The sequence below is a fragment of the Variovorax sp. FW301-JW7 genome, from assembly GCF_058788795.1.
Genome location: NZ_JBYTBC010000001.1, coordinates 648,669 through 674,138, shown reverse-complemented (window position 1 = coordinate 674,138; position 25,470 = coordinate 648,669). Strand labels below are relative to the sequence as shown.

General features: G+C 67.7%; 26 protein-coding genes. 20 read left to right on the top strand and 6 right to left on the bottom strand.

Annotated elements, in window-relative coordinates; all coding sequences use genetic code 11:
- The first annotated feature begins 60 nt into the window (after positions 1-60).
- Complete coding sequence (locus AC3WQM_RS02965; protein ID WP_492676880.1) at positions 61-507, top strand: SRPBCC family protein; 447 nt, start codon at positions 61-63, stop codon at positions 505-507.
- A 24-nt stretch (positions 508-531) separates the two neighbouring features.
- Here the strand turns inward: AC3WQM_RS02965 and AC3WQM_RS02960 are convergent, their stop codons facing one another.
- Both AC3WQM_RS02960 and AC3WQM_RS02955 read right to left on the bottom strand, forming a co-directional pair.
- Positions 532-729, bottom strand: a complete 198-nt coding sequence (locus tag AC3WQM_RS02960) for a hypothetical protein (RefSeq protein WP_489061383.1) — start codon at positions 727-729, stop codon at positions 532-534.
- Positions 730-875: 146 nt separating this feature from the next.
- Positions 876-1,325 (bottom strand): MerR family DNA-binding protein, encoded by a 450-nt coding sequence (locus AC3WQM_RS02955; protein ID WP_492676879.1) that lies wholly within the window; start codon positions 1,323-1,325, stop codon positions 876-878.
- Between the two features lie 170 nt (positions 1,326-1,495).
- Between AC3WQM_RS02955 and AC3WQM_RS02950 the strand changes: the two genes are divergently transcribed.
- Entirely contained in the window at positions 1,496-1,699 is a 204-nt protein-coding gene (locus AC3WQM_RS02950) for a heavy-metal-associated domain-containing protein (protein WP_159276741.1), read from the top strand.
- A gap of 41 nt (positions 1,700-1,740) precedes the next feature.
- On the opposite strand, the gene AC3WQM_RS02945 is transcribed toward AC3WQM_RS02950, so the two are convergent.
- A complete protein-coding gene (locus AC3WQM_RS02945) occupies positions 1,741-2,613 on the bottom strand; it encodes an alpha/beta hydrolase (protein WP_492676878.1) in 873 nt (290 codons plus the stop codon).
- A gap of 365 nt (positions 2,614-2,978) precedes the next feature.
- On the opposite strand from AC3WQM_RS02945, the gene AC3WQM_RS02940 reads away from it, so the two are divergent.
- From AC3WQM_RS02940 to AC3WQM_RS02905, 8 genes are all read left to right on the top strand, one after another.
- Complete coding sequence (locus AC3WQM_RS02940; protein ID WP_062472523.1) at positions 2,979-3,950, top strand: MurR/RpiR family transcriptional regulator; 972 nt, start codon at positions 2,979-2,981, stop codon at positions 3,948-3,950.
- A complete protein-coding gene (locus AC3WQM_RS02935; protein WP_492676877.1) occupies positions 3,947-4,906 on the top strand; it encodes an isoaspartyl peptidase/L-asparaginase family protein in 960 nt (319 codons plus the stop codon). Before AC3WQM_RS02940 ends, AC3WQM_RS02935 begins: the two co-directional genes overlap by 4 nt.
- 30 nt (positions 4,907-4,936) lie before the next feature.
- The gene (locus AC3WQM_RS02930; RefSeq protein ID WP_492676876.1) at positions 4,937-6,826 is read left to right on the top strand and encodes a dipeptide ABC transporter ATP-binding protein; all 1,890 of its coding nucleotides are present in this window, start codon (positions 4,937-4,939) and stop codon (positions 6,824-6,826) included.
- Between the two features lie 65 nt (positions 6,827-6,891).
- Complete coding sequence (gene gsiB / locus AC3WQM_RS02925) at positions 6,892-8,445, top strand: glutathione ABC transporter substrate-binding protein GsiB (RefSeq protein WP_492676875.1); 1,554 nt, start codon at positions 6,892-6,894, stop codon at positions 8,443-8,445.
- An 81-nt stretch (positions 8,446-8,526) separates the two neighbouring features.
- The gene (gsiC, locus tag AC3WQM_RS02920; protein WP_062472516.1) at positions 8,527-9,447 is read left to right on the top strand and encodes a glutathione ABC transporter permease GsiC; all 921 of its coding nucleotides are present in this window, start codon (positions 8,527-8,529) and stop codon (positions 9,445-9,447) included.
- Positions 9,448-9,457: 10 nt separating this feature from the next.
- The gene (gene gsiD, locus AC3WQM_RS02915) at positions 9,458-10,384 is read left to right on the top strand and encodes a glutathione ABC transporter permease GsiD (protein WP_070060869.1); all 927 of its coding nucleotides are present in this window, start codon (positions 9,458-9,460) and stop codon (positions 10,382-10,384) included.
- Between the two features lie 18 nt (positions 10,385-10,402).
- The gene (locus tag AC3WQM_RS02910; protein ID WP_492676874.1) at positions 10,403-11,464 is read left to right on the top strand and encodes a DmpA family aminopeptidase; all 1,062 of its coding nucleotides are present in this window, start codon (positions 10,403-10,405) and stop codon (positions 11,462-11,464) included.
- Between the two features lie 11 nt (positions 11,465-11,475).
- Positions 11,476-12,294 carry a M55 family metallopeptidase gene (locus AC3WQM_RS02905; RefSeq protein WP_492676873.1) on the top strand — a complete coding sequence of 273 codons (819 nt, stop codon included), beginning with the start codon at positions 11,476-11,478 and terminating at the stop codon, positions 12,292-12,294.
- Between the two features lie 12 nt (positions 12,295-12,306).
- Here the strand turns inward: AC3WQM_RS02905 and AC3WQM_RS02900 are convergent, their stop codons facing one another.
- Complete coding sequence (locus AC3WQM_RS02900; RefSeq protein ID WP_492676872.1) at positions 12,307-14,337, bottom strand: sensor histidine kinase; 2,031 nt, start codon at positions 14,335-14,337, stop codon at positions 12,307-12,309.
- Positions 14,338-14,435: 98 nt separating this feature from the next.
- Between AC3WQM_RS02900 and AC3WQM_RS02895 the strand changes: the two genes are divergently transcribed.
- The 9 genes from AC3WQM_RS02895 (at position 14,436) to AC3WQM_RS02855 (ending at position 22,359) form a co-directional block, all read left to right on the top strand.
- Complete coding sequence (locus tag AC3WQM_RS02895; RefSeq protein ID WP_492676871.1) at positions 14,436-15,128, top strand: response regulator transcription factor; 693 nt, start codon at positions 14,436-14,438, stop codon at positions 15,126-15,128.
- Positions 15,129-15,235: 107 nt separating this feature from the next.
- Complete coding sequence (locus AC3WQM_RS02890) at positions 15,236-15,556, top strand: hypothetical protein (protein WP_369629027.1); 321 nt, start codon at positions 15,236-15,238, stop codon at positions 15,554-15,556.
- Between the two features lie 253 nt (positions 15,557-15,809).
- Positions 15,810-17,588, top strand: coding sequence for a nitrite/sulfite reductase (locus AC3WQM_RS02885; RefSeq protein WP_492676870.1), 1,779 nt, complete (start codon positions 15,810-15,812; stop codon positions 17,586-17,588).
- Positions 17,585-17,980, top strand: a complete 396-nt coding sequence (locus AC3WQM_RS02880) for a DUF934 domain-containing protein (RefSeq protein ID WP_099789712.1) — start codon at positions 17,585-17,587, stop codon at positions 17,978-17,980. Before AC3WQM_RS02885 ends, AC3WQM_RS02880 begins: the two co-directional genes overlap by 4 nt.
- Positions 17,981-17,997: 17 nt before the next feature.
- Positions 17,998-18,630, top strand: coding sequence for a phosphoadenosine phosphosulfate reductase domain-containing protein (locus tag AC3WQM_RS02875; protein ID WP_095745492.1), 633 nt, complete (start codon positions 17,998-18,000; stop codon positions 18,628-18,630).
- Positions 18,631-18,661: 31 nt separating this feature from the next.
- Positions 18,662-19,615: a sulfate adenylyltransferase subunit CysD gene (gene cysD / locus AC3WQM_RS02870; RefSeq protein WP_447744569.1), complete on the top strand. Its 954-nt coding sequence runs from the start codon at positions 18,662-18,664 to the stop codon at positions 19,613-19,615.
- Positions 19,615-20,952: a sulfate adenylyltransferase subunit 1 gene (locus AC3WQM_RS02865; protein WP_492676869.1), complete on the top strand. Its 1,338-nt coding sequence runs from the start codon at positions 19,615-19,617 to the stop codon at positions 20,950-20,952. Before cysD ends, AC3WQM_RS02865 begins: the two co-directional genes overlap by 1 nt.
- A gap of 43 nt (positions 20,953-20,995) precedes the next feature.
- The gene (fdxA, locus tag AC3WQM_RS02860) at positions 20,996-21,325 is read left to right on the top strand and encodes a ferredoxin FdxA (protein WP_062472491.1); all 330 of its coding nucleotides are present in this window, start codon (positions 20,996-20,998) and stop codon (positions 21,323-21,325) included.
- Positions 21,283-22,359: an NAD(P)/FAD-dependent oxidoreductase gene (locus tag AC3WQM_RS02855; protein WP_492676868.1), complete on the top strand. Its 1,077-nt coding sequence runs from the start codon at positions 21,283-21,285 to the stop codon at positions 22,357-22,359. Before fdxA ends, AC3WQM_RS02855 begins: the two co-directional genes overlap by 43 nt.
- Here the strand turns inward: AC3WQM_RS02855 and AC3WQM_RS02850 are convergent.
- Positions 22,346-23,647, bottom strand: coding sequence for an aspartate aminotransferase family protein (locus AC3WQM_RS02850; RefSeq protein ID WP_492676867.1), 1,302 nt, complete (start codon positions 23,645-23,647; stop codon positions 22,346-22,348). The genes AC3WQM_RS02855 and AC3WQM_RS02850 overlap by 14 nt on opposite strands.
- Before the next feature lie 115 nt (positions 23,648-23,762).
- Between AC3WQM_RS02850 and AC3WQM_RS02845 the strand changes: the two genes are divergently transcribed.
- Positions 23,763-24,503: a TetR/AcrR family transcriptional regulator gene (locus AC3WQM_RS02845; protein WP_492676866.1), complete on the top strand. Its 741-nt coding sequence runs from the start codon at positions 23,763-23,765 to the stop codon at positions 24,501-24,503.
- On the opposite strand, the gene AC3WQM_RS02840 is transcribed toward AC3WQM_RS02845, so the two are convergent.
- Complete coding sequence (locus AC3WQM_RS02840; RefSeq protein ID WP_492676865.1) at positions 24,487-25,404, bottom strand: LysR family transcriptional regulator; 918 nt, start codon at positions 25,402-25,404, stop codon at positions 24,487-24,489. The two genes, AC3WQM_RS02845 and AC3WQM_RS02840, sit on opposite strands and share 17 nt — an antisense overlap.
- Between the last annotated feature and the right edge of the window lie 66 nt (positions 25,405-25,470).

Genomic DNA, 25,470 nt, shown 5'->3' with positions numbered 1-25,470 from the left:
GGGCTCATCCGACGTCAGCATAGAGGGTCGTCCTCTGTACTTCATCAGGAGAAAGCAACCATGGCCACCCACACCGTTCGCCTGCACCGCGTGCTGCGCACCACCCCCGACAAGCTCTACCGCGCCTTCGTGGAGCCCGGCGCCTTCGAGCGCTGGCTGCCGCCCTTCGGCTTCACCGGCAAGGTCCACAGCATGGAGCCGGTGGTGGGCGGCGCGTGGCGCATGTCCTTCACCAACTTCGGCACCGGCCACGGCCACTCGTTCGGCGGAAAGTACCTGGAGCTCGTGCCCGGCGAGCGCATTGCCTACGACGCGAGCTTCGACGACGCCAACCTGCCGGGCACGATGAAGACCACCGTGACGTTGACGGCGGTCTCGTGCGGCACGGACGTATCCATCGTGCAGGAAGGCATCCCCGAGGTGATTCCCGTCGAGATGTGCTACCTGGGCTGGCAGGAATCGCTGCTCGCGCTGGCCCAGCTGGTCGAACCGAACATTCCGGGCTGAGGGCCCTGAACGACGGCGCCGATCTCAGGCGGGTTGGTCCGGGCTGGCGCCTTCGCCTTCGCTCTTTTCCTCGAGCTTCTCCTTGACGAGCTCGACGCCCTTGTAGCCCGCCACAGCGGCAGCGGCCTTGCCGAGGAACGACGCATTCGGATCGACCTTTTCCAGGCCCTCGACGGCCACGACGGCGCCAGCGACTTCTTCCAGTGTGTTCAGAATTCCCATGATGTGCTCCAGCTCGGGTTGAAACGAAAGGTGAATGTGAGTTCGGCGAACTCAGGCAGAAAAGCGCAAGGCTTCGAGGCCATTCAACAGAGGTGCTGGCAACGATGATGGTCGTGAATTCTGATTCGTGACTGACTTCGAGCGGCTCAGGCCCCGCGCCGTGCCTCGCAGCCGGCGAACCCCTCGAGCCCGGCCAGCTCATCGAGGATGGGGCACTCGGAGCGCTCGTCGCCCTCGCAGCAATGCGCCAGGCGCTCCAGCAGGCGCTTCATGTGCGCCAACTCGTCGATGCGCTGGGCCAGGTCGTCGGCACGTTCGAGCGCGACGCGCTTCACGTCGAAACTTGCACGACGCCCGTCCTGCCACAGGGCGTGCAGCTCGACGACTTCCGGTGTGTCGAAACCCAGCGTGTGCGCGCGTCGCACGAAGCGCAGCGTCGACACGGCGCGTTCGTCGTAGCGGCCGGCGTGCGCCGTGTCGTCGAGCAGTCCGAGCGATTCGCAGTCGCTCAGCAACTGCGCGGACGCGCCGGAGCGCGCCATCACGTCGGCAAGGGACAAGCGCGCCGCAGCAGCCGGCGCCGTGGGATGTTCCATGGGGTTCTCCTTCGAGCCAAAGCGCGAAGTCTCAACCTTCACACCATGAGAGAGTCAAACGCAGACGGCGCATGACCTTGGCACGCCAGGGGTCGGGCGTTCGACGCGCTTGACCTTCACACGATGCCAAGCTTGAGACTGCGAGTCACTCTTTTGAAAGGACTCACCCCATGCAAGCGTTTGAAATCCAGTCGATGACCTGCGGCAGTTGCGCCGGCCGCATCACCCGCGCCATCAAGGACCTGGACCCGCAGGCCAGGCTCGAAGTGGACGTGAAGCAAAGAACGGTGCGCATCGACACCACCGAAGACCGCCCCTCGCTGGTGGCGGCGTTGACGGAAGCCGGCTACCCGCCGAGTCCTTCCGCCCACTGAGCGCGCGGCGCGAACCGGCTTGCCCGGTTCGCCGCAAAGCCCTACTTGAAGATCCGCACGATCGCGTCGTCGAACGCGAGCACGTCCGTGCCCACGTGCGTGGAGTTGAACTCCGTGTCGATCAGCTGCAGTCCCACGTAGCCCCGTTCGGACATGCGCTTGTACATCGCCTTCACCGGCACTTCGTTGCAGCCGCTGGCGCAGTGCGCCAGGATCAGCGTGACAGGCAACGGTCGGCCCGCGAGCGCGTCGAACATCTTCTTTTCGAGCGCGTTGTTCTCGCCCTCCTGCTGCCAGAAGGCCGCCTCGATGGAAATGAAGTACGAGAACACGAGGTTGTCGGGCGCTTCCAGGAACAGCGCCGTGGCCGCGAGGTTGCCGCTGGTCGACAGGCCCGTGAGCATGCGTTTCTTCGGGTCGGCGCGGTACTTCGATTCGATGAACGGCACCAGGTCCTTCGTGAGGAAGGTGTGGTACGCGTTGGCGCCCGGAAAGTTGTAGTCCTCCTGCCGGCGCGCGGTGTTGCCGATGCCCACGAGGATGGCCTTGGTGCCGCGCTTGAGCAGCACGTTCTTGAGGTTCGTGAAGCGCGTGTCGGGCAGGCCGTTGGTCGCGTCGCCGTCGAAGGCGTAGATGATCGGCACGGCATCGCTGCTGCTGTCGTAGGCCGCCGGAATGAACACCTCGATCGGGTAGCGCACGTTGTTGACGCTCGACGTCACGGTGTCCGACACCACCCGGCCATTGGCCGAAGGCGCCGGCTGCACCGGCGCCGTGCCCGTCGGCGGCAGGATCAGCGGCACACCGCCCCCGCCACCTCCTCCGCCCCCACCGCCGCCGCATGCGGTCACGGCCGCAATCAGCACAAAGCCACCCATCACCGCGCATGCGCGGCGAAGCCATTCCTGTCTCATTTTTTGGTTCCTCGTTCCCCGGTGCCAATCGCACCGCTCGGGATACTCAGGGCAGGCCTGAAGGCCGTCAATGTCGCCATGCAACCCGGCCCTCGCAGTTAATTCGTTCGTTTCCAAAGCGCCCGATCCCCCGCCCGTGGGGATGAAACGACAGCATCAGGGAAATCCCTGAAGACCGCGTCCCAACGGCCCGGAACACGGCGCCCCGCAAGGGAAACGCGCCCCTTCCGCCCCCCGCCAAAGCCCCTCACGGCTGGCCCGCTACTTGCGATATCGCTCGGGAATGACAGAAAATTTTCATAACCGACATATATTTGTAAACTGATTTACATCACTCGCACCCTTCCCGGTGCATCGCCCGCCCCATGAGCACCAACGTCGACACCCCAGGCACCACCGTGGCCCAGCGCATTGCGCAGGCGCTGCCGCGGCTGACGCGTTCGCACCGGCAGGTGGCCGACTTCGTGCTCGGGCATCCGCTGCAGGTCGCGACGCTGCCCATCGACGAGCTCGCCGCCGCAGCCGGCGTGTCGGTGGCCACGGCCAACCGCTTTGCGCGCGCGCTGGACTTCGACGGCTACGCGGCCTTTCGCGCCGAGCTCGTGCGCGGCTTCGAGCCGCTGGTGGCGCCGGTCGAGCGGCTGCGCGGCAACCTGGAGCACCCGACCACGGTGGCCGAGGTGTTCGCCACCGCGCTCGACGAAAGCCGCCGCAACATCGAAGCCACGCGCCAGTCGCTGGACTACGCCGCCTGCGAGGCCGCGGTGCAGCGCATCCTGAAGGCCCGCTCGATCTACATCGGCGGCTTCGGCGCCAGCGCCTGGCTCGCGGGGCTGTTGCAGCACGGGCTCGATGGTTCCTGCAGTGACGTGCGCATGCTCTCCAGCGTGAGCGGCGTCACGCACTCGGCGCGCACGCTGATGCATGCGGGCCCGCAGGACCTGTTCATCGGCCTCACATTTCCGCGCTACCTCACCGACACGGTGGCGCTGGCGCAGATCGCGCGCGGCCAGGGCTGCGCGGTGCTCGCGCTGACCGACCGCCCCAGCTCGCCCATCGCGCCGCTGGCCGACGTGGTGCTGTACGGCCAGACCGAAACCAGCTACCGCCCCAACTGCGAGACCAGCGTGCTCGCGCTGATCGAGGCGCTGACCAGCGCGGTCGCCCTGCGCGCGCCCGGCGCGGCGCAGTCGGCCGGCCGCATCCTGCAGGCGGTGCGCCCGTGGCTGCACGGCGGACTGGGCCAGGGCCATGCGCGCGGCGAAGTCTCCATGCCCTCCCTCCCCGCCGCCGTCGCTTCCGACGCCGGCAAGAAAAAGAAGAAAGCTTCCCGATGAAGAACGTCACGCCCGTCATCGCCATCCACGGCGGCGCCGGCACCATCAGCGCCTCGACGACCAACCCCGAGCAGGCGCAGGCGTATCACGACGCGCTGCAGGCCATCGTGCGCGCCGCGCAGGCCGCGCTGCTCAAGGGCATGTCCGCGCTCGACGCCACCTGCCTGGCGGTCGAGATGCTCGAAGACTGCCCGCTCTTCAACGCCGGCTACGGCGCGGTGTTCACGCACGAAGAAACGCACGAGCTCGACGCCGCCGTGATGGACGGCACGACGCTCGCGGCCGGCGCCATCGCCGGCGTAAGCCACGTGCGCCGCCCGGTGCGCGCCGCGCGCGCCGTGCTCGAGGACGGCGCCCACGTGCTGCTGGCCGGCGCGGGCGCCGAGGCCTTCGCGCGCGACCGCGGGCTGGAGATGGTCGAGCCCTTCTTCTTCTCGACCGACGCGCGCCGCCAGCAGCTGTACCGCGTGCGCGACACGGGCCGCGTGGTCACCGACCACGAAGGCGCCGCCATGACCAAGCCGCCGCTGGACGAAGACAAGAAGTTCGGCACCGTCGGCGCCGTGGCGCTCGACATCCACGGCCACCTGGCCGCCGCCACCTCGACCGGCGGCATGACCAACAAGCGCGTGGGCCGCGTCGGCGACACGCCGCTCATCGGCTCCGGCACCTACGCCGACGACCGCACCGCTGCCGTCTCGTGCACCGGCAGCGGCGAAATGTTCATCCGCGTCGCAGCCGCCTACGACATCTGCGCGCGCATGGCCTACGGCGGCGCCACGCTCGAAGCGGCCACGCACGCCGTGGTGCACGAGTCGCTGCCCGCCATCGGCGGCACCGGCGGCCTGATCGCCGTCGACCGCCACGGCAACCTGAGCCTGGCCTTCAACACCGAAGGCATGTACCGCGGCCACGCGCGCGGCGACGAAGCCCCCGTGACGGCCATCTTCGCCTGACGCCCTGCCCCTTTTTCCCTCGCATCCGCCATGTCCTCCCCTGCCCTGAACCTGCCCGACGGCCGCGTCCTCGCCGTCGACGACCTCACCGTGCGTTTCTCGACCTCCGAGCGCACGGTCGATGCCGTCAAGAAGCTGTCCTTCCACGTCGACCACGGTGAAACGCTCGCGGTGGTGGGTGAATCGGGATCGGGCAAGTCGGTCACCTCGCTCGCGCTGATGCGGCTGGTGGAGCACGGCGGCGGTCGCATCCTCGGCGGCAGCATGGCCTTCCGTCGCCGCAACGGCGAAGTGCTCGACCTGGCGCAGGCACGCGACGGCACGATGCGCGGCATCCGCGGTGCGGACATCGCGATGATCTTCCAGGAGCCGATGACCTCGCTGAACCCGGTGTTCACCGCCGGCGACCAGATCGCCGAGGCCATCCGCATCCACCAGGGCAAGAGCAATGCGGCGGCGCGCGCCGAGGCGCTGCGCATGCTCGAACTCGTGCGCATTCCCGAAGCGCGCAACGTGCTCGACCGCTTCCCGCACCAGCTCTCGGGCGGCATGCGCCAGCGCGTGATGATCGCGATGGCGCTGTCGTGCAAGCCGCAGCTGCTGATTGCCGACGAGCCCACCACCGCGCTCGACGTGACGATCCAGGCGCAGATCCTCCAGCTCATCCGCGAGCTGCAGAAAGAGATGCGCATGGGCGTGCTCTTCATCACGCACGACATGGGCGTGGTGGCCGAAATCGCCGACCGCGTGCTCGTGATGTACCGCGGCGACAAGGTCGAAGCCGGCAGTTCCGACACCGTGTTCGCCTCGCCGCAGCACCCCTACACCCGGGCGCTGCTGTCGGCCGTGCCCAAGCTGGGCGCGATGCAGGGCACCGACCTGCCGGCCAAGTTCGAGCTCCTTCGTACCGAGTCCGGCACCGAAGACAGCACCGAGACCGTGCCCTGCACGAACACCACGCCGCAGACCACCGTGCGCGAAGACGCCGGCCCGATCCTGCGCGTGCGCGACCTCGTGACGCGCTTCGACGTGCGCAGCGGCATCTTCGGCCGCGTGAAGCGCCGCGTGCATGCGGTCGAAAAGATCAGCTTCGACCTGTACCCCGGCGAGACGCTGGCGCTGGTCGGCGAATCGGGCTGCGGCAAGTCGACCACGGGCCGCTCGCTGCTGCGCCTGGTCGAGAGCCAGAGCGGCGCGATCGAGTTCGGCGGCAAGAACATCCGCGAGCTGCCCACGCGCGAGCTGCAGGCACTGCGCCGCAACATCCAGTTCATCTTCCAGGACCCCTTCGCCTCGCTCGATCCGCGCGTGACGGTGGGCTTCTCGATCATGGAGCCGCTGCTGATCCACGGCATCGCCAAGGGTGCCGAGGCGCAGCAGCGCGTCGACTGGCTGCTGCAGAAGGTGGGCCTGCCGCCCGAGGTGGCGCAGCGCTATCCGCACGAGTTCTCGGGCGGCCAGCGCCAGCGCATCGCGATCGCGCGCGCGCTCGCACTCAACCCGAAGGTGGTGGTGGCCGACGAATCGGTGTCGGCGCTCGACGTGTCCATTCAGGCGCAGATCGTCAACCTCATGCTCGACCTGCAGCGTGAACTGGGCGTGGCGTTCCTCTTCATCTCGCACGACATGGCCGTGGTCGAGCGCATCAGCCACCGCGTGGCCGTGATGTACCTGGGCCAGATCGTCGAGATCGGCCCGCGCCGCGCCGTGTTCGAAGCGCCGCAGCACCCCTACACGCGCAAGCTGATGGCCGCGGTGCCGGTGGCCGACCCGTCGCGTCGGCACAAGCCGCGTGCGCTGCTCGAAGGCGAGATTCCCAGCCCGATCCGCGCCGTGGGCGACGAGCCCGACGTGCCGCCGCTGGTGCAAGTCGCGCCCGGCCACTTCGTCGCACGACATGCCATCGGCGGCGCCTTCTGATTCCGAACCGTTTTTTCACCCGCAGGCCCCCTGCATTTTTTCCACGAACCGACTGGAGTTCTTCCATGAAGCAATCTTCTTCCTCCCTGCGCTGGGCATCCGCACTGCTGGGCCTGGCCGCGCTCGCCGCCTCGGGCTCGGCACTGGCCGCGAAAGACGTGGTGCTGTCGATCGGCTACCAGCCGGAAACGCTGGACCCGTACAACACCAACAACACCATCACCACCGCGGTGACGAAGACCTTCTATGAAGGCCTGTTCCAGTTCGACAAGGACCTGAAGGTGCAGAACGTGCTCGCCGAGAGCTACGACGTGTCCAAGGACGGCCTGGTCTACACCATCAAGCTGCGCAGCGGCGTCAAGTTCCACGACGGCACCGACTTCAACGCCGAAGCCGTGAAGCTCACGCTCGACCGCGTGCTGAACCAGGACAACAAGCTGCTGCGCTACAACCAGTTCAACCGCGTGGGCAAGGTCGAGGCCGTGAACCCGACCACCGTGCGCATCACGCTGAAGGAGCCCTTCGGCCCCTTCATCAACTCGCTGGCCCACGCCTCGGCCGCCATGATCTCGCCCACGGCGCTGAAGAAGTGGGGCAGCAAGGACATCGCCTTCCACCCCGTGGGCACCGGCCCCTTCGAGTTCGTCGAGTGGAAGCAGACCGACGCCGTCAAGGCCAAGAAGTTCGACAGCTACTGGAAGAAGGGCTACCCGAAGGTCGACAACCTGCAATGGAAGCCGGTGCTCGAGAACAACACGCGCGCCGCGATGCTGCAGACCGGCGAAGCCGACTTTGCTTACCCCATCCCCTACGAGCAGGCCGAGCTGCTGAAGAAGAACGACAAACTCGAAGTGGTGGCCTCGCCCTCGATCATCACGCGCTTCCTAGCGTTCAACATGCTCGTGAAGCCCTATGACAACCCGAAGGTGCGCGAAGCCATCGGCTACGCCATCAACAAGGAAGCGCTGTCGAAGGTCGCGTTCGGCGGCTATGCATTCCCCGCGCAGGGCGTGCTGCCCCAGGGCGTGAAGTACGCCGAGAAGATGGCCCCCATTCCCTATGACCTGAAGAAGGCCAAGGAGCTGATGAAGGAAGCCGGTTACCCCGACGGCTTCGAGTCGGTGCTGTGGAGCGCCTACAACAACACGACCAGCCAGAAGACGATCCAGTTCGTGCAGCAGCAGCTCGCGCAGATCGGCATCAAGCTGCAGGTGCAAGCTCTCGAAGTGGGTCAACGCACCGAGATGGTCGATGCCTGGCCCGATCCGAAGACGGCCAAGGTTCGCATGTATTACATCGGCTGGTCGTCGTCGACCGGTGAAGCAGACTGGGGCCTGCGCCCGTTGTTCGCCTCGGAATCGTGGGCGCCCAAGCTCAACAACGTTTCGTTCTACAAGAGCGAGGTGGTGGACACCGCGCTGGCCAAGGCCCTGGTGACCGTCGACGAGAAGGAACGCACCGCGCTCTACAAGACCGCCCAGGAAGAGATCCGCAAGGATCTGCCGCGCGTACCGATGGTCACCGAGCAGAACCTGTCGTCGCACGCCAAGCGCCTCTCTGGCGTGTTCGTGATGCCCGACGGCAACATCAACATCGACGCGATGTCGGTGTCGAACTGATCGCAGCTCCTTCGTTTTCCTGACTGACTGTCCGGCGGGCGATGGCACCGTGCCATCGCCCGTTCGCGACAACCGTATCCCATGCTGAACTACTTCCTCAAACGACTGTTGGGCCTGATCCCCACGCTGCTCATCGTGGCAGTGCTGGTGTTCCTGTTCGTCCACATGCTCCCCGGCGACCCGGCGCGCCTTGCCGCCGGCCAGGATGCCGACGAGCAGACCGTGGCCATGGTGCGCGCGGAGCTCGGGCTGGACAAGCCACTGCCGCAGCAGTTCGTGAGCTTCTTCACCCACATGGTGCAAGGCGACTTCGGTACCTCGATCCGCACGCGGCGGCCGGTGTCGACGGAAATTGCCGAGCGCTTCTTCCCGACGGTGATGCTGACCATCACCAGCATGGTGTGGGCGGTGATCTTCGGCATGGGGATCGGCATCGTGTCGGCGGTGTACCGCAACAAATGGCCCGACCGCATCGGCATGACGCTGGCGGTGTCGGGCATCTCATTCCCCGCATTTGCATTGGGCATGCTGCTCATGCAGATCTTCTCGGTGCAGCTGGGCTGGCTGCCCACGGTGGGCGCCGCGACCTGGCAGCACTACATCCTGCCCTCGATCACGCTGGGCGCGGCCGTGGCCGCCGTGATGGCCCGCTTCACGCGCGCTTCCTTCGTCGAAGTGATCCAGGAAGACTTCGTGCGCACCGCGCGCGCCAAGGGCGTGCACGAAACCAGCGTGGTGTTCAAGCACACGCTGCGCAACGCGCTGATTCCGGTGGTCACGATGATGGGCCTGCAGTTCGGCTTCCTGCTGGGCGGCTCCATTCTTGTGGAGGCGGTGTTCAACTGGCCCGGCCTGGGCCGCCTGCTGGTCGATGCCGTGCAGATGCGCGACTACCCCGTGATCCAGACGCTGGTGCTGCTGTTCTCGCTCGAATTCATTTTGATCAACCTCGTGGTCGATGTGCTCTATGGCTACATCAACCCGACCATCCGCTACAAGTGAGCACGCAGCCATGACGCAAGCTACCGGCGTGTCTGCCGAATCCATCGTTCCCCTGTCCCCCGTTGCCGTTGCGCTGACCGCCGGCAAGGTCCGCACGCCCTGGGGCGAATGCTGGCGCCGTTTCAAGAAGCAGCCCGTGGGCATCGTGGCGGCCATCTTCGTGCTGCTGCTGGTGGTGATCGCGGTGTTCGCACCGTGGATCGTGCCCTTCGATCCCGAGAACTTCTTCGACTACGACATGCTGAACAGCGGGCCCTCGGCCACGCACTGGTTCGGCGTCGATCCGCTGGGCCGCGACATCTTCAGCCGCATCCTGGCGGGCACGCGCATCTCGCTGGCGGCCGGCTTTTTGTCGGTGCTGGTGGGCGGCATCATCGGCACGGCCTTCGGCCTGCTGGCCGGCTACTACGAAGGCTGGTGGGACCGCATCGTGATGCGCATCTCGGACGTGCTGTTCGCCTTCCCCGGCATCCTGCTGGCGCTGGGCGTGGTGGCCATCCTGGGCAGCAGCATGACCAACGTGGTGGTGGCGGTGTCGGTGTTCAGCGTGCCGGCCTTTGCGCGCCTGGTGCGCGGCAACACGCTGGTGCTCAAGCAGCAGACCTACATCGAGGCCGAGCGCAGCATCGGCGCGTCCGACTGGACCATCATCGTGCGCCACATCCTGCCGGGCACGATCTCGTCGATCGTCGTGTACTTCTCGATGCGCGTGGGCACCTCGATCATCACGGCAGCCAGCCTCTCGTTCCTGGGCATGGGCGCGCAGCCGCCGACGCCCGAGTGGGGCGCGATGCTCAACGAAGCCCGCGCCGACATGGTGACCTCGCCGCACGTGGCGCTGTTCCCCAGCCTGGCCATCTTCTTCACCGTGCTGGCCTTCAACCTGCTGGGCGATGCGCTGCGCGACGCGCTCGATCCGAAGATCGACCGCCAGTAAGTTCTTCTTTTTCTCTTCATGGCCTCGACGACCTCCCAGCCCTTCATCGGCACGCTGCCTGCGGGCCCGCGCGACGCCATCACCGACGTCGCGGGCGTCACGGTCGGCCACCGCACGCTGGCCGACGGCCCGGTGCAGACCGGCGTGACCGTGATCCGTCCGCACGCGGGCGATCCGTTCCGTGACAAGGTGCCGGCCGCGGCCGTGGTGCTCAACGGCTTCGGCAAGAGCGTGGGGCTGGTGCAGCTGGCCGAACTCGGCGTGCTGGAAACGCCGATCGCGCTGACCAACACCTTCTCGGTCGGCACCGTGGCGACGGCGCAGATCCGCCACTGCGCGGCGGCCAACCCCGAGACCGGCCGCGCGCTGCCCACGGTGAACCCGCTGGTCTTCGAGTGCAACGACGGTTTTCTCAACGACATCCAGCGGCTGGCCGTGGCCGAGGCCGACTACCTGCAGGCACTCGACGCCGCCGGGGCCGATTTCGAACAGGGCTCGGTCGGCGCGGGACGCGGCATGTCGAGCTTCCAGCTCAAGGGCGGCATCGGCAGCGCGTCGCGCCGCGTGGCGATGGCCGACGGCACGACCCACACGGTGGGCACGCTGGTGCTGGCGAACTACGGGCGCCAGCCGCAGCTGGTGCTGGCCGGGCACGCGGTGGGCGAGCGGCTCGCGGCGCTGCAGGCAGCGAAGGAAGCGGCGGAGCCCGAGAAGGGTTCGATCATCATCGTCGTCGCCACCGACGCACCGCTCGACGCGCGCCAGCTGCGCCGCCTGGCACTGCGCGCGGGCGCGGGACTGGCCCGCACCGGCTCGGTCTACGGCCACGGCAGCGGCGACCTCGTGCTGGCCTTCTCGACCGCCTACACCATCCCCGACCGCGCCGACCGGCCCATGCCGGCCGTGGCGATGCTGCACGACACGCAGCTTGACGGGCTGTTCCAGGCCGCGGCCGACAGCACCGAGCAGGCCATACTTCATGCGCTGTGGCGCGCCACGCCGGTCACGGGCCGCGACGGCAACCACCGCGCGGCGCTCGGCGAACTGCTGCCGCCCTCCTCCCTTTCACCTCTCGCCTGAAACACACGTCCATGAAAGTCCTGATCTCCACCGACATCGAAGGCGTTGCGGGCGTCTACCACCACGAGCAGGCGCGCCAGGGCAACCCCGAGTACGAGCGCGCCCGCGTGCTGATGGCGCAGGAGGCCAACGCCGCGATTGCCGGGGCCTTCGACGCCGGCGCCACCGAGGTGCTGGTGAACGACTCGCACGGCGGCTTTCGCAACATGCCGCCCGACGTGCTCGATGCACGCGCCCGCGTGGTGCAGGGCAAGCCGCGCTACCTGAGCATGGTGGCCGGCGTGGAAGAAGGCGTGGACGCGCTGTGCATGGTGGGCTACCACTCGCGCGCGCAGGGGCGCGGCATCCTGGCGCACACGATCAACAGTTTCGCCTTCGCGAGCATCTCGCTCGGCAACCAGGAACTGGGCGAAGCCGGACTCTACGGCGCGCTGGCCGGCGAGTACGGCGTGCCGGTCGTGATGGCCAGCGGCGACGACGTGTTCATCTCCGAGAACCAGGCGCTCTTTCCGCATGCGAGCTTCGTGCAGACCAAGAAGGCGACCGGTTTCAACAGCGGCGTGTCGCTGTCGCCGGAGCAGTCGCGCCAGGCGATTCGCGCCGGCGTGATCGAAGGGTTGGCTGCGCGTGCCCATGCACGTCCGCTGGTCTTCCAGGGCCCGCAGGTGGTCACGCTGCGCACCCAGTCGCCGATGATGGCCGACCTGTTCTGCCAGTGGCCGAGCTTCGAGCGCGTCGACGGCGTCACGCTGCGCTTCACTGCTGAAACAGTGGAGTCGGCGGTGCGCATGCTGAACTGCTGTTCGGCGATGTCGGCGATGCTGCGCTGAGGCCGCGCGCCTTCAAGGCAGCGCGAGGCTGAAGCGCACGTGACCGTCCTGCCCGGCGCTGTCGAGCCGGGCCTGGCCCCGGTGCAACTCGGCGATCTGGTGCACGAGGTACAGGCCGAGGCCAGCGCCCGGTGAGCGCGCCGCCTGGCGGCCACGGAAATACTTCTCGAACAGCCGCGGCACCTCGTCGTGCGGAATCGCGTCGCCGGGGTTGCTCACGCGGATGTTCAGGCCGCCCTCCCCATCCGGTCCCGCCGGCACCACGTCGAGCACGATCGCCCGGCCGGCCGGCGTGTGGCGATCGGCGTTGGCCAGCAGGTTGCGCAGCGCCACGCGCAGCAGGCCGGGGTCGCACACCAGCTGCGGCGGCAACTGCCCGTCGTGCCACACGACGCGGCCGTCCGGCCAGTCGGCCACGAGGTCCTCGAACAGCTCCATCAACTCGTCGCGCTCGCAAGGGCGCGGCTGGAACGGCGTCTGGCCGGCTTCCATGCGGTCGGAGGTGAGGTATTCGTCGACCAGCGCGGTCATGCGCTGCGCGGCGGCACGCAGGTTCAGGCAGCGCGCCAGGGTCTTCTCGCGCGCGGCGTCGAGGTTCTTGGCGATCTGCTGCGCGGTGGTGTGGATGATCGCCAGCGGCGTGCGGAACTCGTGCGACACCATCGCGACGAAATCCACCTGCGACTGCTTGGCGCGGCGCTCGGTCTCCAGCGCCGCGCGCAGGTCGACCTCGAGGCGCTGGCGCTGCTCGATCTCGCCGCGCAGGTCGGCCGTGCGCCGGCGCACTTCCGCCTCCAGCCGGTCGTTCTGGCGGCCGACCACGTGAACGAGGCGGGCTTGCGCGGCTTCCTTCTCGCGGCGCAGCTGGTCGTAGCGGCGGTTCAACCGCATGCTCATCAGCAGCAGGTGCAGCAGCGTGCCGATGGCCGTCGCGTTGTCGGTCCAGGCGCCGGCCGGCAGCCAGCCCTGGTTGCGCAGGAAGCTCACCATCACGCCCGCGTAGTAGATGCCGAAGATGATGAGAAAAGCCCGCGCCTGGCCCTGGTCGCGCGGCAGCAGCCACAGCGCGGCGCCGATCAGGTAGACGATGCACAGCATCGCCGTCCCCTGCACCGCCTGCATGGCCAGGCCGTTGGCGCCGGCCAGCACCAGCGCCACCGCGATGGCACTCACAAGGCCCACCGCGCGCACCACCACGCGGGTGAAGCGCGGCCACCGCACATCGGTGCCCAGCTGCATGCCGGCGAACCGGATGCCGATGGCCACGCCGGCGCAGATCGACAGGCTCAACAGCATGTCGGACAGCCGCGCGGGAATGGCCAGCAGCTGCTGCGGCAGCCCCGCCGTCAGGAACTCGACCAGCAGCGCGTTCGCCACATAGACCAGGTACCAGGCGCTCACGCGCTCGCGCGTCATCTGCCAGAACAGGGCGTGGAAGGCGATCAGCATCAGGCCGAAACCGAAGCCCAGGCCGTAGAAAAGGTACTCGCGCCGCGCGGTGCCCGCGTAGACCTCGGGCGCAGCGAAGCCGATGGTGGTCGACATGGCGTTGCGCGACTGCAGGCGCAGCAGCAGCGGCGTGGGCGCGGCGCTCTCCAGGGTCAGCGGCAGCTGCGCGTTGCGCGCGTCGATGGGCCAGTTTTCGCGGCCGATGTCTTCGCCGGAATGCACGGCCAACTGCCAGCGGCCCGCGTCGTCCTGGCGGTACAGCCGCACGTCGTCGAGCAGCGCGTTCTTGAATTGCGCCAGCCACCGCTGCTGGGGCACGTCGGCCGGACGCTGCACCTCGAGCCTGATCCACACCACATCGCGCGTGAAGCCCGCGTTCACGGCGCCGGGCAAGGCCTTCCAGCCCGGGGCGGCGGCGGCCTCGTCGGCGCTCAATTGGCCTTCGGGGTCGCGCAGCATCGACAACTGACCGTGGCTGTCGACGCTCGCGAGCGGATTCAGCTGCAGCACGCCGGCTGTGGCCGCGGTGGAACAGAGAAGGCCCCACACGGCGAGGCAACCGCACAACCACAGGCACCGAGCGAGGCGTTTCATGGGCGCGGATTATCGATGGCGCCCCTACAATCCGCGCGCCTTTCATCGTGCTTAGAAACGCTCAGATTCCCTTGGTCGCCAGCCCGTACCCTGTTCCCATGCGTGATGTGATCCTGCTGGAAGATGAAGCCGTGCTGCGCGAAGAGTTGAGCGAGTTCCTGACCGGCAGCGGCTACCGGGTCGATGCCGAGGCGTCGCTCGAAGGCTTCCACCGCACCTACGACCCGGCCCGCCACGGCATCGCGCTGGTCGACCTCGGGCTGCCCGACGGCGACGGCCTGTCGCTGATCCGCGAGCTGCGCGAACGCGGCGAGCGCCTGGGCATCGTCGTGCTGACGGCACGCGGCGGCGCCCGCGACCGCGTGACGGGGCTGGACATCGGCGCGGACTACTACCTGTCGAAGACCACCGACCTCGATGAACTGGCGGCCACGCTGGCGGCGCTGTCGCGGCGCCTGGGCGATTCGCCCGCCGCGGTGCCGGCCGACGCCTGGGTGCTGGAGCTGGGGCCGCGCCGGCTGTCGCCGCCGGGTTTTGCGCCCATTGCACTGTCGGAACAGGACCTCACGGTGCTGCACGAACTGATGCGCAGCGCCGGCGAGATCGCCAGCCGCCAGCAGATCGTGCAGGCGCTGGGCGAGCACTACCTGAGCTACGACCAGCGCCGCCTCGACACGCAGATTCGCCGCCTGCGGCGCAAGGTCAGCGAGGCCACGGGGCTGGTGCTGCCGATCAACACGGCGCGCAACGCCGGCTACCGCTTCCACGCCAAGACGCTCATCCGGCGGTAGTCCACAGCGGTTCAGGCGCCGCTGCGGCGCTCAGAAACGCTCAGTTTCATTTCGATACCCGCCGCTAACCTGCGGCACAGGCAGCGACTTGAGGCACGGATGAAGGCATGAGCGATCTCGCCAGGACAACTTCTTATGTGGTCCCCTACGTGGTCCACGTCAAAGGCCAGAACTTCACTTTGAAGGATGTCATGGTGGCCGCGGACATCTACCGGCTGCGGATCGAGGAGCAGATCGGCGATCCGCTGCGGGTGGTGAAGTGCTTCCAGGCCTGGTCGAAGGAACGCCACCACGGCATCGAGAACCTGAACCGGACCGAAGCCCGGCTGGCCCGGGAATGGCTCAACGCGCAGCACCAGGCCGACAAGGCCGCGCGGCAGCTGCTGAGTTCGCCGCAGACCCTCGGCTTCGACTTCAAGCTGCGATAGCCGCCCTGCGCGGGTGCCGCCGGGTTCCTAGAATCCAGCGTCCGGCGACCCCGCGCCGGCCTTCGCGCCTTATCTGGAATAAGCAACCAACCGCCTCGCAACCCGCATGGATGCTGGTAAATAAGCTTATCCGCATAAGACGCGAACCAAAAAATAGTTTGCTTCCATAAGGCGGGCTTTCAGAATCACGGCTTCTTGCTGGGGCGCCCCGTTGTACGTGCGGCACCGCACTTCTTCAAGACACACACGCACGATGTACCAATACACAGAATTCGACCGCCAGTTCGTTCACCAACGCGCTGCCCAGTTCCGAGACCAGCTCGAGCGCTGGCAAAAGGGCCGCCTGCACGAGGACGAGTTCCGCCCCCTGCGCCTGCAAAACGGCTGGTACGTGCAGCGCTACGCGCCGATGCTGCGCGTGGCCGTGCCGTACGGCGAGCTGTCGAGCAAACAGCTGCGCGTACTGGCCCGCATCGCCCGCGAGTACGACGAGCCCGAAGCCGAGGTCTACCGCAAGGCCATCGAGACCCAGGGCCTGCTCGGCAGCCACAAGCTGCCCACCCACTACGCCCACTTCACGACGCGCCAGAACGTCCAGTACAACTGGATTCCGCTGGCCAAGTCGGCCGACGTGATGGACCTGCTGGCTTCGGTCGACATGCACGGCATCCAGACCAGCGGCAACTGCATCCGCAACATCACGAGCGACGAGCGCGCCGGCGTTGCCGTCGACGAGATCGCCGACCCGCGCCCGTTCGCGGAAATCATGCGCCAGTGGAGCACGCTGCACCCCGAGTTCGCCTTCCTGCCGCGCAAGTTCAAGATCGCCATCACCGGCGCCACCGAAGACCGCGCCGCCACCGGCTGGCACGACGTGGGCCTGCACGTGGTGAAGAACGAAGCAGGCGACATCGGTTTCCGTGTGCAGGTGGGCGGCGGCATGGGCCGCACGCCCATCATCGGCACCGTGCTGCGCGAGTTCCTGCCCTGGCAGCAGATCATGAATTACCTCGAAGCGGTGATTCGTGTCTACAACCGCTACGGCCGCCGCGACAACATCTACAAGGCGCGCATCAAGATCCTGGTGAAGGCCGAAGGCCAGCGCTACATCGACGACGTAGAGGCCGAGTACAAGCAGATCATCGAGCACGACGGCGCGCCGCACACCATCACGCAGGAAGAGTACGACCGCGTGGCCGCCTCCTTCGTGCCGCCGACGCTGGCCACCCGCGTGCTGCAAAGCGCCGAGAAGACCGACGCCGAGCTGCGTGCCCACGCCGCCGACGACGTCATGTTCGCGCGCTGGCTCGCCCGTAACGTCGACGCCCACAAGAACCCCGCGCTGCGCGCCGTCACGCTGTCGTTCAAGCGCCTGAAGCAGGCCCCCGGCGACGCGTCGGGCGACCAGCTCGACACCATCGCCGAGTTGGCCGACCGCTTCTCGGCCGGCGAAGCCCGCGTGACGCACGACCAGAACGTGGTGCTGCCCTGGGTGCACGCCGAAGACCTGCACGCGCTGTGGCTCGCCGCCCGCGCCGCCGGTTTCGCCAGCGCCAACGTGCAGCTGCTGACCGACATGATCGCCTGCCCCGGCGGCGACTTCTGCGCGCTGGCCAACGCCCGCTCCATTCCCATCGCCGAAGCCATCACCGAGCGTTACCAGGACCTCGACGAGCTCGACGACCTGGGCGAGATCGACCTGCACATCAGCGGCTGCATCAACTCGTGCGGCCACCACCACAGCGGCCACATCGGCATCCTGGGCGTCGACAAGGACGGCAAGGAGTGGTACCAGGTCACCCTCGGCGGCTCCGACGGCTCCGCGCTCAGCGGCGCGCCGCAGGCCGGCAAGGTGGTCGGCCCCTCGTTCTCGGCGGCCGAAGTGCCAGGCGTGATCGAGGCTGTGCTCACCACGTACCGCGACACCCGTGAAAACGGCGAAACCTTCATCGACACCCTGCGCCGCGTCGGTCCCGACCCGTTCAAGGCCGCAGCCAACGGTGCGCGATTCAAGGTGGAGGAAGCAGCATGAAGAAGACTCTGAACATCCTGGCCGCCGAAGACCACATCGACGACGGCGACCCGAAGGTCTTGCAACTGGCCAACGACGCCGACCCGCTCGCCATCGAGGTGTGCCTGGCCGACATCGAGCGCATCGACCTGAACTTTCCGAAGTTCACCGACGGCCGCGCCTACAGCCAGGCCTTCCTGCTGCGCCGCCGCCTCGGCTTCACGGGCGACATCCGCGCCACTGGCGACGTGCTGATCGACCAGCTGGTGCAGATGGAACGCACCGGTTTCTCCAGCGCCGTGCTCAAGGAAGGCGTGGACGCCTCCGACGCACAGCGCCAGTTCGACCGCTTCGCCACATTCTACCAGGGCGACGCCGTGAAGACCGCGCCGCACTTCGTGGCCGGCGCCTGAGCAGACAAGAGAGTCCCATGAGCATCGCCACCGACATCGACTTTGCACGCATCAACACCGAACTCGGCCGCAACGCCGAGGGCCTGGTGGACTGGGCCGTCGGCCTGGGTCAGCCCGCGATCATCACCACCAACTTCCGCCCCTTCGAGGCCGTGATCCTGCACATGGTCACGCGCGCCAAGCGGGACGTGCCGGTGGTCTGGATGGACAACGGCTACAACACCGAGGCCACCTACCGTTTTGCCGACGAGGTGACGAAGCTCCTGGGCCTGGACCTGCACATCTACCTGCCGCGTCGCTCGCGCGCGCACCGCGAAGCGGTCGAAGGCGCCACGCCGGCGCTGGACGATCCGCGCCACGCCGCCTTCACTGAAGAAGTGAAGCTGGAGCCCTTTGCCCGCGCCCTGCGCGAAACCGCGCCCAAGGTCTGGTTCACCGCGCTGCGGGCCACCGACACGGCCGTGCGCGCGCAGATGGACCCGGTCAGCGTCAACCCGGACGGCCTGATCAAGGTCGCGCCGCTGCTGCACTGGTCGTCCAAGGAGCTTTACGAATACTGCGAAGCCAACGGCCTGCCCAACAACTTCGACTACGTGGACCCGACCAAGGGCGAGGACAACCGCGAATGCGGCTTGCACCTGTCGCACTGAACGATCGCTTTCCGCCTCCAGGACCCCTCCGATGAACGCCCGTACCGAAGCCGACCTGCTGCAGCCGCCCATGCACTCACCCGCGAACCTGTCCAACACGCACCTCGACGCGCTGGAAGAAGAAACCATTTTCATCCTGCGCGAAGTGGCTGCCGCCTTCGAGCGCCCCACCCTGCTGTTCTCGGGCGGCAAGGACTCGCTGGTGCTGCTCAAGTGCGCTGAAAAAGCCTTCGGCGCCGGCCGCATTCCCTACCCGCTGCTGATGATCGACACCGGCCACAACTTCCCCGAAGTGACGGCCTACCGCGACCAGCGCGCGCAAGAACTGGGCGCCGAACTCATCGTACGCAGCGTCGAAGACTCGATGAAGCGCGGCACCGTGCGCCTGGCCCATCCGGGCGAATCGCGCAACGCGCACCAGTCGGTGACGCTGCTCGAAGCCATTGAAGAATTCCGCTTCGACGCGCTGATCGGCGGCGCCCGCCGCGACGAGGAAAAGGCGCGCGCCAAGGAGCGCATCTTTTCGCACCGCGACAGCTTCGGCCAGTGGCAGCCCAAGGACCAGCGCCCCGAGCTGTGGACGCTGTTCAACACGCGCCTGGCCCCGGGCGAGCACTTCCGCGTGTTCCCGATTTCGAACTGGACCGAACTCGACGTGTGGCAATACATCGAGCGCGAGAACGTCGGCCTGCCGTCGATCTACTACACGCACAAGCGCGAAGTGGTCGAGCGCCGCGGCCTGCTGGTGCCCGTGACTGAACTCACACCGCCGCGCGACGGCGAAACCGTGCAGGTGCGCGACGTGCGCTTTCGCACCGTGGGCGACATCACGACCACCTGCCCGGTCGAGAGCCTGGCCGCAGGCGCGGGCGACGTGGTGCTGGAGACGCTGTCGGTCGACGTCAGCGAGCGCGGCGCCACGCGCATGGACGACATGACTTCGGAAGCTTCGATGGAGAAGCGCAAGAAAGACGGATATTTCTGATGAGCACGACGACGGCAACCCTCGACACCACCGCCCTTCACGGCGACACCGGCACCGCCCTGCGCTTCATCACCTGCGGCTCGGTCGATGACGGCAAGAGCACGCTCATCGGCCGCCTGCTGGTCGACAGCAAGACCGTGCTGCAAGACCAGCTGGCCGGCGTTCAGCGCGGCGGCGAAACCGACCTGGCCCTGCTGACCGACGGCCTCTCGGCCGAGCGCGAGCAAGGCATCACGATCGACGTGGCGTACCGCTACTTCTCGACCGCCAAGCGCAAGTTCATCATCGGCGACGCGCCGGGCCACGAGCAGTACACGCGCAACATGGTCACGGCCGTCTCGGCCGCCGACGCGGCCGTGGTGCTGGTCGATGCCACCAAGCTGGCCTGGGCCGCCGAGGTCGAAGACGGCACCGTGGTCAAGCGCGAGCTGCTGCCGCAGACGCGCCGCCACACGCTGCTCGCCCACCTGCTGCGCGTGCAGTCGATCGTGTTCGCGGTCAACAAGCTCGACGCCATCGACGACGCCGCCCTCGCCTTCGAGCGCATCTCGACCGCGCTGAATGCCTTTGCCGAAGCGGCCGGCGTGAAGGTCGCGGCCATCGTGCCGATCTCGGCCCTCAAGGGCTGGAACGTCGCCACGCGCCATGCCGACTGGGTCGGCTACGAAGGCCCGAGCCTGCTCGAGCTGCTCGAAGACCTGCCCGTGACCGCACAGGACGAAGCAGTGCCCTTCGCCTTCCCGGTGCAGTGGGTCGAGAAGTTCTCGGCCTCGGCCGACACCTCGCAGGGCCGCCGCGTGTTCTGGGGCCGCGTCGCCTCGGGCCACGTGGAGCCCGGCCAGCGCGTGACCGTGCTGCCGAGCAACCAGACTGCCACCGTGGCGCAGGTGCTGAGCCACACGCGCCAGCCCAAGACCGTGCATGCGGGCCACAGCGCCGGCATCGTGCTCGACCGCGAGCTCGACGTGTCGCGCGGCGACTGGCTGCTGGCGCCCGAGGCCTTCGAGCCCGTGCGCGAGATCACCGCCACCGTGGCCTGGCTCGACGACGAGCCGCTGGTCGCGGGCCGCGTGTACTGGGCGCTGCAGGGCCACCGCTGGGTCAAGGCCAAGGTGGCGCGCATCGTCGATCGCGTGAACATCACGACCCTCGAATCCGAGCCGGCGACCCAGCTGGAAGCCAATTCCATCGGCGATGTGGTGCTCGCGCTGCAGCAGCCGCTGGCCGTCCTGCCCTTCGCCCAATCGCGTGCACTGGGGTCGCTGGTGCTGGTCGATACGGCCTCTCATCGCACCTCCGCCGCCGTGCTCGTGCAGCCGCCCGCCGCAAAGGCCTAAAATCTAGGGTTTTCCAGCCCCTTCTCCTGACGCTACAAGACAAATGACCCACGTCGTCTCCGAAGCCTGCATCCGTTGCAAATACACCGACTGCGTGGACGTTTGCCCCGTCGACTGTTTCCGCGAAGGTCCCAACATGCTGGTGATCGACCCAGATGAATGCATCGACTGCGCCGTCTGCATCCCCGAATGCCCGGTCAATGCGATCTACGCCGAGGAAGACCTGCCGGCCGACCAGATCGCCTTCATCAAGCTGAACGCCGAGCTGGCCCTGGCCGACGGCTGGAAGAGCATCACCAAGCGCAAGCCCGCCCTGCCCGAAGCCGAGGAGTGGAAGGACAAGACCGGCAAGATCTCGGAGCTGGTGCGCTGAGCCAGGCGCCCGCACCGATCGAGACCGACGCGCTGATCATCGGCGCCGGTCCGGTCGGCCTGTTCCAGGCCTTCCAGCTGGGCCTGCTCGAGATTTTCTGCCACATCGTCGATGCGCTGCCCGCCGCGGGCGGCCAGTGCGTGGCGCTGTACGGCCACAAGCCGATCTACGACATTCCCGGCACCCCGGTCACCAGCGGGCGCGATCTGGCGCAGTCGCTGCTGCAGCAGGTGGCGCCGTTCAAGCCGCAATTCCACTTCGGCGAGCAGGTTTCTACGCTGGCCCGCCAGACCGACGACCGCCTGCTGCTGACCACCTCGGCTGGCACGGCCTTCCTCGCGAAGACCGTGTTCATCGCGGGCGGCGTGGGCGCCTTCGTGCCCAAGCGCATCACGGTCGACGGTATCGGGCAGTTCGAGGGCTCAACGCTGTTCTATCACCCCGATTCGCTCGACCGCTTCGCCGGCCAGACGGTCGTGGTCAACGGTGGCGACGACATCGCGCTGGAAACGGCCATCGCCCTCACGACGCTCGCGAAGCAGGTGACGCTGGTCCACCGTCGCGACGGTTTCCAGGCCGACGAGGCGAACGTGGCCGCGATGCGCGCCCTCGTGGCCCGCGGCAAGCTGACCTTCCGAGTCGGTCAGCCGAGCGCTTTCGACGGCAAGCAACTGCAGATCACCACACCAGACAACACCACGGTCGAGCTTCCGCTCGACGCGCTGGTCGCCTGCCTGGGCATTTCGCCGCGCCTGGGCCCCATCGCCGACTGGGGCCTCGAGCTGGAACGCAAGCAGGTGCCGGTCGACACCGAGAAGTACGAAACCCGCGAACCCGGCGTGTTCGCGGTGGGCGACATCAACACCTACCCGGGCAAGAAGAAGCTCATCGTCTGCGGCTTCCACGAGGCCACGCTGGCGGCCTGGGGCGCTGCGGCGCGGGTGTTTCCGGGCAAGGCGATCCCGCTGCAGTACACGACCACCAGCACGCGCCTGCACGAGTTGCTGGGCGTGGCGGGCACTACCCCGCGCTGAGCAGCAACGGCCGGTAGGCGGCGATGAAGCTGCCCACGGCGGCGACGTAGCGGTCAATGTCCTGCGCCGACAACGGCAGCGAGAGCACGACGAATCCGCGCGGCGAGGTGTAGATCCCCTGGTCCAGCAGGTGGAAGAACAGCAGCTGCCGCAAGCGCCCGTCCACCGCCGCCAGGTCGGCCACGCGCTGCACCTCGCCCCGCAGGAAATGCGCATTCATGAGCGAGCCCACGCCGGTGAACTGCATCGCGACGCCTTCGCGTTCGCACAGCGCATTGAGCCGTGACCGCATCGCCTCGCCCCGCTCGGCCAATGCACCCGCCGCCTCGGGCGTGAACAGCTGCGTGAGGCCCGCGTAACCTGCCGCCATCGTCATCACGTTGTTGTTGAAGGTGCCTGAGTGCGCGAGCGCCCCGGTGCGTGGGTCGAACTGCGCCATCACGTCGGCCCGACCGCCAAAAGCGCCGAAAGACATGCCGCCACCGATGTACTTGCCCAGCGTCGTGAGGTCGGAGCGAATGCCCAGCCCGTTCGCCAGCCCGTGCGGCCCCAGCCGCGAAGTCATCACCTCGTCGAAGATCAACAGCGCGCCGACCCGCGTGGCCCCGTCGCGCAGCGCCTGCAGGAACTCGCGCCGCCCCGGGATGCAGCCGCTCGCGCCCTGCATCGGCTCGACCAGGATGGCGGCAATGTCTGCACCGTGCGCGTCGATCTGCGCGCGCGCCGTGTCCGCTTCGTTGTAGGGCAGCACGAGGAAGTCGAAGGGCACGGTCGTCGGCGACGGCTGGTCGCCGAAGCCCAGCACGCCGCCGTGGTAGCCGCCCGAGAACACGACGATCTTGCGCCGTCCCGTGAAGCGCAGCGCGGCCGTGAGCGCCATCAGGTTCGCCTCGGTGCCCGAGTTGGTGAAGCGCAACTGCTCGACCTGCGGAAAGCGCTCGCAGATCGTCTGCGCGAGCCGGCCTTCGAGCAGGTTGTGGCCCGTGAGGTTGATGCCGCCCTGCATCGCCTCGATGACCGCCTCGCGGATCTCGGGCGCCGAGTGGCCGTAGACGCCGGCCGTGTACTCGGCGATGAAGTCGGTGTAGCGGTGGCCGTCCGCGTCCCAGAGCGACGCGCCCTCGCCCTTGGCGATGGTGAGCGGGAACGGCGCGTAGAACAGCACCGAGCGGCTGTTGGCGCCGGGCATGTAGCGCGTCTGCGCCTCGAAGCGGCGCAGGCTCTCGGGGTTGCCGTCGGTGAAGCGTTGATGGGCCTGGGCCAGGGCCTGGTCGATGGCGGTCGTCATGGGAGACATCCTTTGGGAGTGGAACGTGCCGGGAGCGCCCGGCCCATTTAATTGATCAATGCTCAATTAATAATATTTATACAATCAATTCACCCGCTGCACAATGGCCGCATCCATGAAGAAAAAAGCCCCCGAGCCTCGCCCCCGGACGGCCGGCCGCCCCGCCGGCGGTGCGGCACTGTCGAAACAGCGCATCGCCGAAGTCGCGCTGGCGCACATCGACGCGTTCGGCCTCGGCGCCTTCAGCATGCGCGAGATCGCGGCGCAGCTCGGCGTGTACCCGGCCACGGTGCACTGGCATGTCAGCACGCGCGAGGCCCTGCTCGCCGAAGTCGCCGCCACGGTCATGGCGCAGGTCACGCCGCCCAAGGGCACGCTCGCCTGGCAGGACTGGATCGCCGAGCTGTTCCACCGCTGCCGCGCCGCGGTGCGGCAGCACCCGAACGTGGCGCAGCTGCTCGGGGCGCAACTGGTATCCAACGGCAGCCTGCCGACCGAACTGGTCGAAGGCGTGCTGGCGGCACTGACCGAGGCCGGCTTCGACGGCGAGCCGCTGCGCGAGGCCTACAACTGCGTGATCGCCGCGATGCTGGGCTTTCTGACGATGGAGTTCTCGCCCCTGCCCGCCGACAACACGCAGGCCTGGGCCGAAGAGCTGCGCGAGCGCGTCCACACGATCCGCCCGCTCGACCATCCGGTGCTCACGCGCCACCTGCCGCAACTGGCCAACAAGGCCTTCATCCTGCGCTGGGACAACGGCACCACCGTGCCGCTCGACAGCAGTTTCGAGCGGCACATCCAGATCACGATCGACGGGTTGGAGGCTTTCGCGCGCAGGCTCAAGCCGGCGCAGTGAACGCGATGCGCAGCAGCGCGTCTTTCAACCACAGCACGCCCGCATCCGAATTCGAGCGACGGTTCCAGCAGACGACCGAGCGGTAACCCGGCAGCTCGAAGGGCAGCGGGTGCACCGCGAGCCGATCGCGAAAATGCTCGGCCACGCGCAGCGGCAGCACGGCCACATGGTCGGTCTGCGCCAGCAGGTCGACGATCTGGCCGAAGCTGGTCATGGCCACGCGCATGCTGCGCGTGCGCCCCTGCCGCGCCAGCACCTGGTCGATGAGGTCGTCCAGCGCCGAGCTGCCGTAGCCCAGGAACACGTGCGGCGCCTCGCAGAAGGCATCCAGCGTGGCCGCCTCGCCGAGCGTCGGATGGCCGCGACGCACCGCGACCACGTAGCGGTCCTCGTACAGCAGCGCCGATTCGCAATCGCTCGGCGGCTGCAGGCGCGGCAGCACGGCCACGTCGAAGTCGCCCTTGCGCAGGCGCTCGGTGAGCGTGAGGAACGAGCTGGTCTCCCAGTGCAGGCGGATGCGCGAACCGCAGGCCACGAGTTCGTTGGCGAGCGTGGGCAGCAGCAGGTGGCTGGCGTAGTCGCTGCCCGAGATGCGGAAGATGCGCTGCGACGACGCCGGCTCGAAGCCCTCGCCGGGCTCCAGCATCGCGGACAGATCGGCCAGCACGCGCTCGACCTGGCCGGCCAGCGCATGGGCGCGCGCGGTGGGCTCCACGCCGTGGGCCGTGCGGGTGAACAGCGGGTCGTCGAAGGTGTCGCGCAGCCGGTTGAGCGAGGCGCTGACCGCCGGCTGGCTCAGGAAGAGCCGGGTCGCCGCGCGCGACACGCTGCGTTCGCGCATCAGGGCATCGAAGGTCCGCAGCATGCCGACGTCGAGGCTGCGGATATCACGTTGGGCCATATCTCATATTCAAAGCTTCGAATTGCCCGCGGGGCAGGCTGTCCGTATCGTCCAGCGCACAAGTAC

Bases quoted from the DNA above. Each gene is read 5' to 3' on its own strand.
- AC3WQM_RS02965 (WP_492676880.1), top strand. From the start codon at position 61: ATGGCCACCCACACCGTTCGCCTGCACCGCGTGCTGCGCACCACCCCC.
- AC3WQM_RS02960 (WP_489061383.1), bottom strand. From the start codon at position 729: ATGGGAATTCTGAACACACTGGAAGAAGTCGCTGGCGCCGTCGTGGCC.
- AC3WQM_RS02955 (WP_492676879.1), bottom strand. From the start codon at position 1,325: ATGGAACATCCCACGGCGCCGGCTGCTGCGGCGCGCTTGTCCCTTGCC.
- AC3WQM_RS02950 (WP_159276741.1), top strand. From the start codon at position 1,496: ATGCAAGCGTTTGAAATCCAGTCGATGACCTGCGGCAGTTGCGCCGGC.
- AC3WQM_RS02945 (WP_492676878.1), bottom strand. From the start codon at position 2,613: ATGAGACAGGAATGGCTTCGCCGCGCATGCGCGGTGATGGGTGGCTTT.
- AC3WQM_RS02940 (WP_062472523.1), top strand. From the start codon at position 2,979: ATGAGCACCAACGTCGACACCCCAGGCACCACCGTGGCCCAGCGCATT.
- AC3WQM_RS02935 (WP_492676877.1), top strand. From the start codon at position 3,947: ATGAAGAACGTCACGCCCGTCATCGCCATCCACGGCGGCGCCGGCACC.
- AC3WQM_RS02930 (WP_492676876.1), top strand. From the start codon at position 4,937: ATGTCCTCCCCTGCCCTGAACCTGCCCGACGGCCGCGTCCTCGCCGTC.
- gsiB (WP_492676875.1), top strand. From the start codon at position 6,892: ATGAAGCAATCTTCTTCCTCCCTGCGCTGGGCATCCGCACTGCTGGGC.
- gsiC (WP_062472516.1), top strand. From the start codon at position 8,527: ATGCTGAACTACTTCCTCAAACGACTGTTGGGCCTGATCCCCACGCTG.
- gsiD (WP_070060869.1), top strand. From the start codon at position 9,458: ATGACGCAAGCTACCGGCGTGTCTGCCGAATCCATCGTTCCCCTGTCC.
- AC3WQM_RS02910 (WP_492676874.1), top strand. From the start codon at position 10,403: ATGGCCTCGACGACCTCCCAGCCCTTCATCGGCACGCTGCCTGCGGGC.
- AC3WQM_RS02905 (WP_492676873.1), top strand. From the start codon at position 11,476: ATGAAAGTCCTGATCTCCACCGACATCGAAGGCGTTGCGGGCGTCTAC.
- AC3WQM_RS02900 (WP_492676872.1), bottom strand. From the start codon at position 14,337: ATGAAACGCCTCGCTCGGTGCCTGTGGTTGTGCGGTTGCCTCGCCGTG.
- AC3WQM_RS02895 (WP_492676871.1), top strand. From the start codon at position 14,436: ATGCGTGATGTGATCCTGCTGGAAGATGAAGCCGTGCTGCGCGAAGAG.
- AC3WQM_RS02890 (WP_369629027.1), top strand. From the start codon at position 15,236: ATGAGCGATCTCGCCAGGACAACTTCTTATGTGGTCCCCTACGTGGTC.
- AC3WQM_RS02885 (WP_492676870.1), top strand. From the start codon at position 15,810: ATGTACCAATACACAGAATTCGACCGCCAGTTCGTTCACCAACGCGCT.
- AC3WQM_RS02880 (WP_099789712.1), top strand. From the start codon at position 17,585: ATGAAGAAGACTCTGAACATCCTGGCCGCCGAAGACCACATCGACGAC.
- AC3WQM_RS02875 (WP_095745492.1), top strand. From the start codon at position 17,998: ATGAGCATCGCCACCGACATCGACTTTGCACGCATCAACACCGAACTC.
- cysD (WP_447744569.1), top strand. From the start codon at position 18,662: ATGAACGCCCGTACCGAAGCCGACCTGCTGCAGCCGCCCATGCACTCA.
- AC3WQM_RS02865 (WP_492676869.1), top strand. From the start codon at position 19,615: ATGAGCACGACGACGGCAACCCTCGACACCACCGCCCTTCACGGCGAC.
- fdxA (WP_062472491.1), top strand. From the start codon at position 20,996: ATGACCCACGTCGTCTCCGAAGCCTGCATCCGTTGCAAATACACCGAC.
- AC3WQM_RS02850 (WP_492676867.1), bottom strand. From the start codon at position 23,647: ATGACGACCGCCATCGACCAGGCCCTGGCCCAGGCCCATCAACGCTTC.
- AC3WQM_RS02845 (WP_492676866.1), top strand. From the start codon at position 23,763: ATGAAGAAAAAAGCCCCCGAGCCTCGCCCCCGGACGGCCGGCCGCCCC.
- AC3WQM_RS02840 (WP_492676865.1), bottom strand. From the start codon at position 25,404: ATGGCCCAACGTGATATCCGCAGCCTCGACGTCGGCATGCTGCGGACC.